Raw genomic sequence first — 15,416 nt, forward strand, 5'->3', positions numbered from 1 at the left:
CTTTAAGTCGTCCATTGATCGTTAATAACCGCAATGAGATAACGTTTGCCTTGATATTCGTCAAATACCAAGCGCAGTACACGCCAATCCATGCCAGCGTACGCTTCAGTACCATTATAATAAAACTCTACAACCTCTGATTGTGGGTATATTTCTTTTAGGTTATTGATTGAATTACCATTATTGGTTGACTCGTTAACCCTAATGGCTACGTTATCGAACGTTTTACCATTCACCCATGTATCCAAATATGTAGGTAGTGTCGTGATGAGTAAATCGCCAGTGCCGTCTTTTTTGCCCCAAGTAAAGCGAATATTGGACTGATTCAAATACTGCTTATATTGCATGCGACTAAAGACTTTATCAGATTCAGGACGTACATAAGCATACATGGAAAAACGAACGCCACGTGTGGGATGAATGTCATTAGTAATCCTAGAAAAGTCCTTATTTGCCAGTGCGTGTTGTATACGTAATGCTTGCTGTCTAAGGGTTTGATTACTTATGTCAGTACTAATAACCATTGATGGGCTACTTATAGTCTGAGAATTGGTAGTTTCGATGGACTCAGAGGTAGACTGGCAACCAGTCGCAGTCAAAGTAGCTAATAAGAAGCTACTACAGGCCAATGTTACAGGTTTTTTCTTATAAGAAGTGGTCAATATAGCCATAAAAACGGTCCTTGGCAATGAATGAATTAGTTCTACAAATCATCATAGAAACCGATAAAGGGAATAATATAAAAGCACTATGTAATCAAGATCTTGGTAAGTAAACCTGAATGATACGATATTACATCATAGTCCTAATATGGCTATGATGTAATAGACCGTAACACTTATAGGATAAAGCTTGTAGAGACTGACATGTCAACGTATAGAACGCTAACATTGCTATCAATCATAGGACTGACAACCGTCGGTAGTGCTATAGCAGATGTAACACAAATAGATGAAACAAAAGCCGCTATGAAAATCGCTGCCATCACCAAGATGTATAAACAAGACATTAATGACGAAGGTATGAGTAATCCTACCGTGTTACAGCAGTATGCTGATGATGATTTACAAGCAGCCATACAGCTCGAACAGGATTATTTTGATAAGCACCAACTGTCATGCAATGTGGATTATGATGTGTTGTGGAACTCTCAAGATCCTGACTATACGCAGGATAAAAAGTTTTCAGTAACTGATAAAGGATTGGTTCACGTCAGCTTAGCGCAAGGTAGCGATATTTATTATGAGCTATCATGTGATGACAAGAGTGCTAATTGCCAAGTTGCAGACGTGATCTTAAACAAAGATGGCGATACTTTGCGTAATCATTTGCTTGAAACTTGCCGCTAACCTAACAACGGCCAAACTAATATTGAAAATACTGAGCCAAGATAAAACACACGGCAAAGAATATAAATTATATTATGACTAATTGCTATTCAGTCAATTACTAAAACAGCTGGTTTGTTTTCGCATAATGTATATTATGTTAAATAGAGCCTATGTAGTATTAACTTTATAGATTATTTTCAGTTCTTTATACAGCTAGCACATAAAAACCAGATCAACTAAAACACTCTATCATTTGAGCTGTCGCAAATTTTGCGACAACTGCTTTCTAAGCATTTAATAAGTTATCGCTATCATTATTAATGAACTACCGAATTTTCCTCGGTAGTCTTAGTTTCATAAATGACATTTTGCGGGATGATTCAGATCTGGATTAGTACTACTGTCTGCAATCAAATCTTTATTCCAAATTGTTCACACCCACTTGAGCGCGGGCCTAACGCTTAAACCCAGCCTTCTTCCAATAAGTGCTCAGTATTGCTAATTTTGAATTCATTGCATAAATTATAAAATGCCATCGGATCTTCAATATTGCCAAGTAATTCACGTTTATTTAACGCTACAAACATAGCCAGTGCATAGGCTGGATTATGAATAGACTTTGCAGGATTAAAAGTAATATCAGTAAAGGCTTGGTATTGCATTACCTCTTCATGTAAATGAGGGTTTTGCTTTAGTGCGTTCACATATAGCCAATCATAAAACGTCGTCAATGGTTCTACGCCCCATTCCATACCAAAATAATCGTAACCAGTGAGCTCTCCTGATGTCATCAATCGCTCATCCTTTCTGGCTTGTCTGGGTGCTACGGTCAGCAAGTCTTCATAAGGGCCACCATCTTCAAATACCATACTGGCTTGAAAGGCATTTTCGACACTATACTGCTTGCCATCATGCTCATTAGTAATTTGTAGGCTAAATGGGCTCAGCGGAAAACTCAGTTTATTGCCCGATTTACTAGACAGCTCTAATACTTGTTTAAATCCATACTTTTTGCGAATGACTTGATGCAAGTCATTGATCGTTTTTTTCTTTTGTCTACTCGCAAATCCCACATGCCGCTCAACCCTTACCATATCTGTTTTTACCAGATTGTCACTGTTGACTTTGGGCATGAATACAGGTTTATGTTCTATAGCGTTTTGTGTTGGTTCCATAGTAATACACCTTAATATCAATAATCTTTTATAAGCGCTCTTTTATGATCGATCTACTATATTTCTAACGGATTGCTCTATTCTCGTTTTCAGCATTATCCGTTTTGAATGACAGCTCTTAGCCGTCCAATACCGCTGATTGGTTTGAAATACAATACATCGAGTCAACGCTTGCGATGGCAGTTTATCTTATTCTTTGTTATTTATCCTACCCTATTTAAATATTATTGATACCTTCTACAAATTTAGGTGTAAGTAGTCTATAAAACATTCACTGCTATTTTTAGACTTTTGAGATCAATTATCTGCCACTTGTAGAACTTATTCACTTTTAAGATAAAAGATACAAATACAGACCTTAAAATAGGTTGACCTGTACTTGCATAAAACAGTCCTACCACCCTGTTTATTATATTCTGTGCAAGTATGAGACCATAGAATATTTAATTAATCGGCTGTAACGCTTACCATATAAAGCATTAAGCTAATTATTTTATAAATTTATGTCCTAAAATAGCGGCTAGGAATGCTCTATAACTCAATTATTACGTAGTCTACTGGATATATAGGTAAATATGGTACAATTATCCCCAAGTTAACCTTGGGGATAATTATGTAATGGATACCCTATGAAATATGACTTCTCGATTTTATCTTATTAATATCAGTGTCCATACTGGTGTCCAATGAGTATTTGTACGCTTTCGAAGAATCCTTCTTTTAGTTTATCAACCCTATATAACTGCCTAAACAAATTTACGGATATACCTTATGGCTGTCGACCACGCAAACGATATCAGTAAACTTGAATACCGAGACAAGGACTATTCGGTTAGTGTCTCAGGTGTGGCAGGTTTGAGCCTTCGTGTCTATCCAAACGGCAAAAAAGAATACTACCTGCGTTACTCTCATCCGCATATCGAGGGCAAGCGCCCCAGAATGATGCTTGGCAAAGTCGAAGATATTGATTTATATGAGGTGAAGTACAAAGCTGAGACTATCCTCAACATGGTCGCTAAAGGCTCTGACCCTAAAGCTATACAGCAAAAGGAACAAGTCAACAGATACACACACCTGAAAAACGCAACATTTTCTGAGATTGCACAAGCATGGCGAGACCACAAAACAGCAGGGCGCCATCAAAATAAGTCTACAAAATCCGCATTTAGTGACTCCACCCTTAAATTTTGGGACTTATGTTTGGGGTATATGTGTAGCGAGATTGGCGACTTGAGAATGAACGATATTACCAGCGAGATGATACTGAGTGTGTGTGAGTCAATTCAAAACAATGACAATCAAGCCACCTTTGTTGGTGCGAGCACTCGTTTATATACGGAAAAAGTATTCTCATTTGCAGTGGCCCGAGGACTTTGCGATAGAAACGTGGCTATCGATACTCGCGGTGAGCTGGCACCCGCCAATTCAGGCAATCACTTGCCAGCGATTACTAAGCCAGATCAATTTGCGACACTTCTAAAAGATATGTCTGAATTCAAAGGTGCAAGTAAAATCACACTAGAGGCCATGAATCTACTGCCTTATGTGTTTGTACGTAGTATCGATCTACGCTCGATGCGCTGGGAGGATATCGATTGGGATAATAATATATGGTCGTTCTCCCCGATCAAAGGCGAAGGTCGTGATGATATGGTCTCGCACTTAGTTGTACCATTAGCCACGCAAGTGATTGCGCGGTTACGAGACATTCAATCAATTACTGGGCATAAGGAGTATGTGTTTGCTTCAATGCGTGGCTCAAGCAATGTTTATATCAGCAAAGCGACACTGGTACAGATATTTCATCGACTCGGATACAAGGATGTGCAATGTGCACATGGATTTCGAGCATCGGCTAAGACTTTGCTCATGGAACGGCCTGAGCTACGCTATTCTGACATCGTCACAGAGTTACAGCTAGGTCACAGGATAAAAGATACGCATGGCGGCGCTTATAACAGACTTGATGAGATCGATACCAGAGTACAAATGATGCAGGATTGGGCCGACTATATAGATGAGCTGCGAGATAGATAGACTATGAGATAACCCTAAAACGTAATTAGGAAAACTTGTACCAAAACCTGTTAAATATATGAAGAACATTAGAAACGCACTGAGCCAGGCATAATCAATAGGATGACAAAGGTCAGTAAAAAGGTCAGAAAAACAAACAATTGACCATCAACATCAAGCAGGTCTCACCTATTTATGTTAAATTGCAAAAAACTATAGGATATTACGCATAAGATAGCCATAGTATTGTACCCATTCATTTGAGAAGGAGTTTGAAGATGACGCTAGATAATAACATACTACGTAAACGCACCAGTTTGTTGGGTTCATTATTAGGCGATGCTATTTCTCGCCAATCCGGTGAGCAGACGCTAGATACGATTGAGACACTACGCAAAGGCTTTATTCAACAGCGCCGTGAGCCAAACGAAGCGCATAAACAGCAGCTAATTGATTTTATTGCTTCTTTAGACAATCAAACCTTAAAAAACGTCATACGCGGCTTTTCTATCTATTTTTTCCTAGCCAATCTAAGCGAAGAGAATTACTTGCGTGAGCAGCGTCATGAGCAGCGTATGCAATCTGAGCAAAGCTGGGAAGGATCATTTCGCCGTACCTTGCTTGAGTGCCGTGAGCGCAATATTGAGCCTGCTCAAATGCAAGAGCTGATTGATCAGCTAAAGTTCACACCCGTGTTTACCGCGCATCCTACCGAAGCACGTCGCCGTACCACGATGAATATCTTACAAAGCCTATTCACTCACAGCGATGCCCTAAACAACGTGTCTGAAAATAGCTTTGCTTACGAGCAAGCCAAAGAGCAAACGGCGCAAACGATTGACTTGCTATGGTCGTCTGATGAAGTGCGCACCCGTAAGCCATTGGTATATGATGAGATTAATAATGGTTTGCATTACTTTAATGCCAGCTTGTTCAATGCCATTCCTAAAGTATATCGTAATATCAAAAAAGCCATTGTCGATATCTATCCAGAGCTCACAGACTATCCACTGCCTGCATTTATGAGCTTTGGTTCATGGATTGGCGGCGATAGAGATGGCAATCCTTTTGTGACTTTTGAGACCACAGAACTTGCTGTATTGATGCATGCGGATACCGTGCTGCGTCACTATCAAGTGCTACTCAAAAAACTGCGCCGACAGCTGATTCATAGTGACACTATTGTTACCGTTTCACCTGAGGTATATGACAAAATCAAAAGTTATGATGAGCTCGATCAGCGGGTGTTTGACTATAACCTAGATGACTATGGCAACGAGCCATATCGTCGCCTGCTCTCTATCATTCTGACTAAAGTCAATGCCACCAATCGCCGCATCCAAAGCAAAGGCACGGACAGTGAAGCTGAAAAAGATGCCTATGCCAATCCAGAAGCATTACTAGAAGATCTACGCATTATCCGTCAAAGTGTCAGCACACACGATACAGCACATAGCGACGGCCTGTTACTAGATATCATCCGCCTAGTAAAGACTTGCGGCTTTCATTTGGCAGCGCTCGATATCCGTCAAGAGTCGTCATACCATGGCGAAGTGATTACAGATATCTTTGCCAGTGCCTCTAATCTGCCTGATTATCAGACGCTAAGCGAAACCGAACGTCAAGAGTGGTTGACACGCTTGCTAGAAAACCCAGGCACACCGCTCATCTATACTGACAACCTGACAGACAAAACACGTGAGCAATTGTCACTGATGAATTCGGTCGCCACTCTACGCAAACTGGTGGGACAGGCTACTTTCGGCAGTTATGTGATTTCGATGACCAATAATGCTAGCCAGCTACTAGAGGTGTTGCTGCTCATGCGGTTTGCAGGCTTATGCAGAGTTGATGACGAAGGTCAGTTGTCCGCTGACCTACCTGTCGCACCATTGTTCGAAACCATCGAAGATCTTAAAAACATCGATAAAATCTTGCCTGCCGTGTTAGATAATCCGCTGTATCGTGGACTGCTACAGAACACGGATAACACACAAGAGATCATGCTGGGTTATTCAGACTCATCAAAAGACGGCGGTATTATCACCTCAGCGTGGCAGCTGTATAGTGCCCAGCAAACCATAAATAGCATTGCTGAGAAATATGGCATCAAAACACGGTTGTTCCATGGTCGTGGTGGTTCAGTCAGCCGTGGTGGTGGATCAACGCACAAAGCCATTGCCGCACAGCCAGCCGGCACGCTACATGGTCAGATTAAAGTGACTGAGCAAGGCGAAGTGCTCTATGCCAAGTATGCCAATACGGATACTGCTGTGTTTGAATTGACCATGGCTATCACAGGCACCCTCAAAGCCTGCTCGTCCAGATTCGTGGTGCAACCTCCTGAGTTACCAAATTATGAAGCGCTGTTTGCACGATTGGCAGATGCAGGCGAGCACCGTTACCGTAAACTGACCGATCATACCGAAGGGTTCTATCAGTTTTATTCAGAAGTGACTCCAGTACAAGAGATATCTTTATTAAATATTGGTTCACGTCCTGCTCATCGCAAAAAAGGCCTACCCAGTAAGACCACACTGCGAGCGATTCCTTGGGTGTTTGGTTGGTCGTTGGCACGCTTTACCCTACCTGCTTGGTATGGTGTCGGTAGTGCGCTAGATAGCGTCAAAGCTGATGAAGCTCTCATGAAAGAGATGAATAAGCACTGGCCGTTTTTTAATGTATTTATCAGTAATATTGAGATGGCGTTTACCAAAGCCAATATGAATATTGCACAGGCCTATAGCCAGTTATGTGAAGACGCTGCATTGCGTGAGCAAATAATGGGAGCGGTCATTGATGAACATGCCCTAACCTACTCAGGCTTAAACTCGTTATTGGATCAAGAGGCTCTCTTGTCTAGCCAGCAAAATCTAGCTGCCTCTCTTCAATGGCGCGATGCTTACCTAGACCCAATCAACTATATCCAGATTGAGCTACTAAAGCGCGCTAGACAGCAAGATGCTATAGGCAGTGCCGATTCTGGCGACATTAACGTAGAAGATCCATTAATCCGTAGTATCAATGCGCTAGCTGCAGGTTTACGAAATACTGGTTAGGGTAGCTTTACGATAAATAGCCTTCAGATAAATAGAACACTTATACCAATTGTCGTTAAATATTGAGGTTTCGTTCTCGAAGCCTCAACACCCTTCAAAATATGAATTTTCATATATGTTGTCTGACACCTTTGATTAGATTACCCATACCATCCTCTCTTTCATATGCTAATTGATATTGCCTATTGGGTGATTCGTAATTCAGTGTTTGAATAACCAATTTTAGCAAGATACCGTAAAATGTATGTTACTTCCTGATTATGTAGGATCTGCTCTAATGAAAACGATGCAATCAAAACCATCACTAGATACCCCAGTCGCAACTGAGTCAGAGGTTCATATAACCTCTATTTCGCTGATCGACCGCGCCATTCAGATACGCTGGAGTGATGGCATCGATAGCACTTACCATTATATCTGGTTGCGTGATAACTGCCCGTCTGCTTTTCATCCGCATACTGGCGAGCGTAGTTTTGACTTGCTGAGTGTCTCAAAAGATATTCATCCGTTAACTGTCTCTTTTGATGAGACAACGCTGACGATTGAATGGTCAGAACAAGCACATATCAGCCACTTTGAACAAAGCTGGTTGCGTGAGTTTGACTACTCTAGTGCATTGGTCAAGGATTATAGCAGCCCTTATATAAGTTGGGATGGCGCATTTATTAATCACATTCCCATGTATGATCAGCACAGCATCATGACCAGTGACAGCGCTTTATATGAATGGATGAGTGCTCTGGATAAATATGGACTTACGATTATTGACAATATGCCAGATGACTCTGATGCTGGTGTACAGACAGCCATGCGTGTCGATTATCTGCGTCAGACCAACTTTGGCATGACATTCGATGTGATATCAGAAAAATCGCCGATTAACTTGGCTTATACTTCGCTCTCATTGCCTTTACATACTGACTTGCCCAATCAAGAGTTGCCACCAGGGTATCAATTTCTACATTTTTTAAGCAATGAAAGCATTGGTGGTGAATCTACTTTTGTAGATGGGCTAAAGGTATTAGAAGAGTTACGAGAAGAGCAGCCTGAGTATTTTCGCTTGCTGGCTGAGTACGCCATCCCCTTTCGTTTTCACGACAGCGCACATGATATCCGAGAGCACCACCCCGTCATTAATCTAGATAACTTTGGCAATATTATCGAGATCAAATATAATGCGCATCTTGCCGATATCTTTGATTTGCCAAGCGATATCATGCACGACTACTATCTTGCTTATCGAGAGCTGATGGCTCGATTAAAAGACTCACGCTATAAAATTGAGTTAAAAATAACTGCTGGTCAGATGGTCGTCTTTGATAACCGCCGCGTCTTGCATGGACGTAACGCCTTTGATGAAAATGTGGGTGAGCGTCGTCTCAAAGGCTGTTATGTTGACCGCTCAGAATTTAAAAGTCGCCTAAGAACTCTTAAAAGACAACTGGCTTAACAGCTTTTCGGATAACAAACTTAATTCAAATACAAACCGTCTGATACTATCGGCAACACGGCATCAGACGGTTTATGGTTTGACGAGGATTATCACCCCCTTCCCTTTTTTTTCACTTTACCTCTATAGCGCTATATCAAGTGCTTTATGACTTTTCAAATGGTTTTACTATCATCTTGGACAACCTTCTCGCTTTCTGTACGGGCTGTATAGTTTTATGTTATGAACAGTAGCAGCATGGCTAAAAACACCTATGCCAACAAGTAAATCGATAGCGGCAATGCCCAAAATTTTGCGGCTAGCAAGCCTCCTAAGAACCAAAAGATAACTCCGCCTAGCTCGATAGACATGCCTTGTTTGGCAATCATGTTTAGGTGTGCCTCACCCTGATACCAGGTAGAAATCAACACTGTACAGCTCGCCATAGTGATTAAAAGAACACTATTATCGGTAATGCCCAAGCTCGTCGAAATACTGGCTAAGCCAGGTGCTAGTAGCACGCCCACCATAATGGTCAAACTGGCAATACACAGTAAAGTAAAACTGCCTACCGTTTTTAATGAGTTCATGTATGCTCTTGGTCGATGCCATCGGTAGCATATTCAACATAAGCAAAACAACAACAGCGCGACGGTTTCAGCTTTTATGGTTTGAGACGTGACATCAAACATATACCAAATCGTGATGATCATTAGCCAATAGCTAACAACATGGTGACCACTGACAATGATCAAAGCACTATATATTTGCCGTGCAATCAAACAAAAGTTGTGCAATAATAAATTAGATCTATTTGTTTTATGGTTTCTGTAGGCATCCTTAATAATTATTCTATTCACTAAACTGGTCACTGAAGGTGCTGAGCAGGTACATATAAAAACGCTACGTTGTATTGATAAACGCTCGAAATAATAATTTTGGAGAATAATCATGTCATCGAAAAAACACCTAATTACTATCGCTTTTTTTGCTATTACTAGCTTAGTAGCCGTTTCTACTGCTCAGGCCGCGACTGCAACAGGCACCTTTGACGTTAAGCTAACAATCACTTCTTTTTGTTCTGTCGCCTCCACAACAGGCAATCAAAATATTAATTTTGGTACTTATGTGGCCAACACAGCGATAGTAGATATTGCTGAACAATCATCTGCCAATGACATCTCCGTAACCTGCTCTAAGAACACGCCTTATATCGTGAACTTAACACCATCCAATAACAATGAATCAGGCGCTGGCGTTATGACAGGACCTAATAGCGCCACGATTGGTTATCAGTTGACGCAGACAGCAGGCGGTTCTGCTTGGGGTGATACTGGAAACTTAACTAATACTGGTAATGGCGTCTCTGGTATCGGTAATGGATTGGTGATTGCGCCCGATAGCTATAAGGTCTATGCCACAGTAACTTCTACAACGGACGTTGAGCCTGGTGTTTACTCTGACACTGTCGCTGTCAATGTGACTTACTGATAACCATGTTAGGTCACAGGTTACGACACATTGCGATGTGCGGATTTCTTGGAACACTTATATATAGTAGTGGCGCAAGCGCGAGCGGACTACAAGTATCTCCTATCTCCCTCTCGCTACAGAGTCACCAAAATGCCGACGGTTTGACATTGATGAATACAGGCAATGATAGGATCAGTGCACAAATACGTGTGTATCACTGGACACAAGATAGTACGGGTGATCAATTACAGCTATCACGTGGGCTACTTGCCAGTCCGCCGATGCTATCGCTTAACCCTAGTGAACAGCAGCTTGTTCGTATAATCAAAACCAATACGCAAATAAAAAAGGGCGCAGGCGTAGAAGATGCCTATCGTTTATTGATCAATGAGTTGCCTATTGACACGACCAATGAAAAACCTGGGATACAGTTTGTTTTAAGTTACTCTGTGCCAGTGTTTATTCAGCCCAAATTTGTAGAGAAACCTCAGCCGATATTACAGTGGCAGATGCAGACACAGCCTAGTACCAAGCAGATAACCTTGCAGGTGAGCAACAGTGGCAATGCTCATGCCCAGCTCGCCGCACTAGGCTTTGTAGACAAGCATAACAACCGTACTGTTCTTACCAGAGGTTTATTAGGTTACGTATTACCAGGTGCTACCATGACATGGGTGTTCGAGCTGCCACCCACCGTACTCACCACAGGTGGTCAATTTGAGGTGCTTATGAATGGAGATAAAATCATACCCGACATCACGCTATCAGGTATTGCTAACTAACCTGGTGTTATGCATTACTATTACATCTAGTGGCCATGCTGCCAACTCGCTAGTAGATCAAGCTGATCAGCAAAGACTGGCAAAACTTGGTCTAAGTGATCATAGCGATTCATATATAAAGGACGTACGTGCAGAGTTAGATGCAAACGACCCGGATGATGGTCTTGATTTATATCTAGAAGTGACGTTGAATGGCTCGAATGTCGGCTTGGTTCATTTTATTCATTATGATGAGAAATTATGGGCAAGCGCCAATGTATTACGGCATATTGGTTTTTTGCTGCCCCCTAGTACAGTGACACCGCTCTCACTAAGTGATATTCCTGGACTGAGTATCGATTATAATGCTCGCTTGCAAACCGTAACCCTTATAGCGCCCATAGATACTCTAGATATAGAACCATCGGTATATCGCAATTATCGCCCTAAACATTCAACGGCTCATACATCGCCTGGCGTCTTATTGAACTATTCGCTATATGGCACATACGGTGATGATAGTACCCATAGCCTCAATGCTTATACAGAGATGCGAGCATTCAATCAACTTGGAGTGCTAAAAAACACAGCAATCACGGCAGCACAAAGTCATGCTCAAGATGGTTGGCACCATCGTACGGTACGCTTAGATACCAGCTGGCGTCGGTCATTTCCTGATAGTCTGTTGAGTATTCAAGCAGGAGATATGCTGACCAGTGCATTGTCATGGACGCGCCCCACACGTCTAGGTGGTCTACAGATCGGTAGCAATTTTTCGCTGCAACCTTATAAGACAACCACACCGCTACCGTCATTTTTTGGTAAAGCGACGCTGCCGTCAGCAGTAGAACTCTATGTCAATGGACTTAAGCAGTTTGATACCAACGTACCTGCAGGCCCCTTTGAGCTTACCACTGTGCCAAGCTTCGAGGGTGCCGGTATGGCACAACTGGTCGTAACTGATGCGCTAGGTCAAAACCAAACGCTCGATTTTTCGTTGTATGGTACACATCGATTATTGCAAGCAGGGTTATCAGACTGGTCATTTGAAGTAGGCGCTGTCCGTAAAGATTACGGTATTGAGTCCTTTCATTATGCTAAGGATATCGCTGCTAGTGGTACGTGGCGTTACGGTGTAAACAACCGATTCACTGCAGAAACTCATATAGAAGCAACCAAGAATCTCAAAAATGCAGGTATGGGCGGCACATGGCTGTTAGGACGTACCGGTGGGGTTTTGTTTGCGTCGCTAGCGGGTAGCCAAGATACAGTCGATAATGGTATGCAATATAGTGCAAACTATTCTTGGAGTAATCGTCGTATCAATATAGGAGTCGGGATTACTGGTACACAGGGTAACTATCGCGACATTGCTGCCAAATACGGATCCATCCCTATTCATAGAAGCGAGCAGATATCAGCAGGTTATAATACCCAATCTGCAGGAAGCTTTGGTATTGGCTACAATAAAGTCACGTACAATCAGCAGGACTCAATAAAAATTGCGCGTGCCTACTGGAGCAAAAACATAGGCCAGCGTATACGGCTAATTGCCAACCTGAACCACGACTTTCACAATGCTGATAGCAGTGTACTCGTTGGTGCCTCTATATCACTGGGTCAACAGCGCGCAGCAAGTAGCAGTTTGCAACAGCAAGGGCAGCAATCTTTGTTGGTCGCTGATATGGTACAAGCGGCACCCAATACTGGCGGTATGGGCTGGCGCGCGCAATCTCGCTATAGTGCGGACCGTCATGACATACTAGCGGAATTGAACCATCTTGGACGCTATGGACAATTGAAAGCAGGTATAACCTTAAATGAGGATAATCATTCTTTTTATGGCGGTGCGTCAGGTGCTCTGGTTATGATGGGCGGCGGGCTATTTGCATCAAAGAGTATCAATAGTAGCTTTGCCGTTGTCTCTACAAGCGGTGTGGCTGATGTGCCAATCCTATTGCAGAACAGTCCAATTGGCAGAACCAATGATAAAGGATTATTGCTACTATCCCCGCTCAATGCCTATCAGGATAACAAAATAAGCATCAATCCTATGGATTTGCCTGCCAACATGAGAATCGATCAAGTCAGTATGAAAGCAACGCCAGCAGAACAAGTGGGCATGATAGTAAATATAGACATGACACCAGTGAATGCAGCATCTGTCATTCTACAAGACGGTACAGGTAAGCACTTACCGTTAGGTAGTCAGGTAAAGGTAATATCGAACAAAACTGTAAATAATGTAGATACATTAGATGCTGTTGTGGGCTTTGATGGCGAGGTGTATTTAGATATGTTGGGTGAAAAAAATGTACTACACGTCACTACACCTGACGGCAATACTTGCCAAGCGCGCTTTGATTATCAGCATCAGGACAATAATATTCCGCTTATTGGTCCGATCATTTGCAAAGAGGGACAACCATGAAGTCATTATGGCACTGGTGTTATTGGTTGGTTCTACTGATGGGCTGCTGTCTACTGGCTCGCCATGCCAATGCTATTTTGACAGCGGACTGTAACGCAAGTGTCAGCCCTAGCCTCATTGCTATAAGTACAGCGCTCACACCCAGCAACGCTGACGATACCAGTATCAATGCAACGCTAAACTACACCTGTAAGAATACTGACCTGCTGCTTAGTATGAAGGTATCCGTTTGCTTATCAGCTGATGGTGGTGACAATAACCCGAGTGTGATATCGCCGCGATTTTTGAAAAACACTATTAATAACTCTCGCCTAGCCTTTAGTATGACGTTACCAGGAGAGCAGATATGGGGCAATACGTCTGGTTCAGTCTACAAGTCGGTCGTACATACCATCGCCCCCAGAGGTAGTATCTCAGTCGATGTGCCAATCAAGCTGTCTTTATTACCAGGCTATAACAATAACCTTGCCACACAAGGCACATATATCAATAATTTTAATACCAGTGGTACCGCCATTACTTATTCGGACACCTTAGCGCTATTAGCCACCCCTAATTGTATTACCGACATTGGTAAGGAAACAAAGCCCTTACTATTTGGCGTTCAGGCAACAGTAGTCCCTAGCTGCCATATCAATGCAACCTCTGATATCAATTTGGGTAATCAAATGGCCAATCAGACCACTATCGTTGGCAGTCACAATGATGCTATCGACATGACTTGTACAAATGCAGCGCCCTACAATATCGGGCTAGCACCATCAAACGGTGATGCAGCTGGCGCTGGTATGATGAGTGGTACTGGTAGCAATACAGACAAGGTACCTTATCAGTTACGCCGTACTGCAGGTCCTAGTGGCGCCATATGGGGCGACGTAGCAAACGCGAGCGGCAATGGCGTCACTGGTAGTGGGACCGGTACGAGTACTTCTCAGACAGTATACGTCACTGTCCCGAGTACGGATTTTATGCCCGACCAGTACACTGATACGGTAACCATCACCATCAATTACTGACATTCAATACTCACTATCACTATATAAGGTCTTATCCGCTTCTGTTCTAAAACCTTCTGTGCTAACCGTAGGCGCGACACTATGTGAATTAGACTGTGCCTGTATGACTTCCTCTTCTTCACGGAACAATATGTTTTGAGCTTCTTGTTTAAACTCATTATAGTTAATAATGGTGTCTGATTCTCTAACATCAGTTATGACATGGCTGACTTGGATATCTGGGTTCTGTGTGTGTTCTGGGCTAGAAAGCAAAGAGTGGTCATGGCTAATGGTTAAACCAGTCCCCGAATTTGAGGTTTGAGAGATAGTTGATGAGATGCGATAAGAGACAAATGCGGTCACCACTACAAAAATAAGAAAGACGCTGACTATGGTAAACACAGTGCTTCGTCGTTTATTGGTATTTGTAGGAGACAACATGCTGGTAGGTCGATTTATACCTTTACTACCTGAATTCTCTAAGCTGTCCATAAGTAAGTACCAAATCAGTCCATATGATTGACGGTTTTCTAATCGCCTTATATGTATAATAATATGGTATTTTTGTTACATTGCAATGTCTTTTGGTACAAATGGACAAGATTATATGACCGATGGCACTAAAGTGTCAGTTTTTTACAATGCTTTTAATAGATCTAGAAAATAGCGGTTAGATGGTGTCAGTTGCTAGATAGAATGTTATAGGATGATGATAGATACCAACACGATGCTACATAACTACATAC

12 protein-coding genes are annotated in these 15,416 nt (G+C 42.3%); 8 read left to right on the forward strand and 4 right to left on the reverse strand.

From position 1 onward, the window contains the following. Nucleotides 1–2: 2 nt before the first annotated feature. A complete protein-coding gene (locus AC5JPO_RS02035) occupies nucleotides 3–671 on the reverse strand; it encodes a hypothetical protein (RefSeq protein WP_493853127.1) in 669 nt (222 codons plus the stop codon). Nucleotides 672–866: 195 nt separating this feature from the next. Between AC5JPO_RS02035 and AC5JPO_RS02040 the strand changes: the two genes are divergently transcribed. Next, nucleotides 867–1,349 carry a hypothetical protein gene (locus tag AC5JPO_RS02040; RefSeq protein ID WP_493853128.1) on the forward strand — a complete coding sequence of 161 codons (483 nt, stop codon included), beginning with the start codon at nucleotides 867–869 and terminating at the stop codon, nucleotides 1,347–1,349. A gap of 443 nt (nucleotides 1,350–1,792) precedes the next feature. Here the strand turns inward: AC5JPO_RS02040 and AC5JPO_RS02045 are convergent, their stop codons facing one another. Then, nucleotides 1,793–2,506, reverse strand: a complete 714-nt coding sequence (locus AC5JPO_RS02045) for a DarT1-associated NADAR antitoxin family protein (protein WP_493853129.1) — start codon at nucleotides 2,504–2,506, stop codon at nucleotides 1,793–1,795. Between the two features lie 771 nt (nucleotides 2,507–3,277). Here AC5JPO_RS02045 and AC5JPO_RS02050 point away from each other — a divergent pair. The 3 genes from AC5JPO_RS02050 (at nucleotide 3,278) to AC5JPO_RS02060 (ending at nucleotide 9,031) form a co-directional block, all read left to right on the forward strand. Then, on the forward strand, nucleotides 3,278–4,543 hold the full coding sequence (locus tag AC5JPO_RS02050; protein ID WP_493853130.1) for a tyrosine-type recombinase/integrase: 1,266 nt from the start codon (nucleotides 3,278–3,280) through the stop codon (nucleotides 4,541–4,543). 257 nt (nucleotides 4,544–4,800) lie between these two features. Then, nucleotides 4,801–7,581 carry a phosphoenolpyruvate carboxylase gene (gene ppc, locus AC5JPO_RS02055; RefSeq protein WP_493853131.1) on the forward strand — a complete coding sequence of 927 codons (2,781 nt, stop codon included), beginning with the start codon at nucleotides 4,801–4,803 and terminating at the stop codon, nucleotides 7,579–7,581. 277 nt (nucleotides 7,582–7,858) lie between these two features. Next, the gene (locus AC5JPO_RS02060) at nucleotides 7,859–9,031 is read left to right on the forward strand and encodes a TauD/TfdA family dioxygenase (protein ID WP_493853132.1); all 1,173 of its coding nucleotides are present in this window, start codon (nucleotides 7,859–7,861) and stop codon (nucleotides 9,029–9,031) included. Between the two features lie 251 nt (nucleotides 9,032–9,282). Here the strand turns inward: AC5JPO_RS02060 and AC5JPO_RS02065 are convergent, their stop codons facing one another. Then, nucleotides 9,283–9,600 (reverse strand): hypothetical protein, encoded by a 318-nt coding sequence (locus tag AC5JPO_RS02065; RefSeq protein WP_493853133.1) that lies wholly within the window; start codon nucleotides 9,598–9,600, stop codon nucleotides 9,283–9,285. 361 nt (nucleotides 9,601–9,961) lie between these two features. Here AC5JPO_RS02065 and AC5JPO_RS02070 point away from each other — a divergent pair, with 361 nt between their 5' ends. From AC5JPO_RS02070 to AC5JPO_RS02085, 4 genes are read left to right on the forward strand one after another with little or no spacing between them, the layout of a single operon-like run. After that, nucleotides 9,962–10,501 (forward strand): Csu type fimbrial protein, encoded by a 540-nt coding sequence (locus AC5JPO_RS02070; protein WP_493853134.1) that lies wholly within the window; start codon nucleotides 9,962–9,964, stop codon nucleotides 10,499–10,501. Nucleotides 10,502–10,506: 5 nt separating this feature from the next. After that, entirely contained in the window at nucleotides 10,507–11,265 is a 759-nt protein-coding gene (locus AC5JPO_RS02075; RefSeq protein ID WP_493853135.1) for a fimbrial biogenesis chaperone, read from the forward strand. Further along, nucleotides 11,216–13,675, forward strand: a complete 2,460-nt coding sequence (locus AC5JPO_RS02080) for a fimbria/pilus outer membrane usher protein (RefSeq protein WP_493853136.1) — start codon at nucleotides 11,216–11,218, stop codon at nucleotides 13,673–13,675. The genes AC5JPO_RS02075 and AC5JPO_RS02080 overlap by 50 nt, the downstream gene beginning before the upstream one ends. Beyond that, the gene (locus tag AC5JPO_RS02085; protein WP_493853137.1) at nucleotides 13,672–14,691 is read left to right on the forward strand and encodes a Csu type fimbrial protein; all 1,020 of its coding nucleotides are present in this window, start codon (nucleotides 13,672–13,674) and stop codon (nucleotides 14,689–14,691) included. The genes AC5JPO_RS02080 and AC5JPO_RS02085 overlap by 4 nt, the downstream gene beginning before the upstream one ends. Nucleotides 14,692–14,694: 3 nt before the next feature. On the opposite strand, the gene AC5JPO_RS02090 is transcribed toward AC5JPO_RS02085, so the two are convergent. Beyond that, complete coding sequence (locus tag AC5JPO_RS02090; protein WP_493853138.1) at nucleotides 14,695–15,072, reverse strand: hypothetical protein; 378 nt, start codon at nucleotides 15,070–15,072, stop codon at nucleotides 14,695–14,697. Between the last annotated feature and the right edge of the window lie 344 nt (nucleotides 15,073–15,416).

This window comes from Psychrobacter sp. H25 (assembly GCF_059076335.1).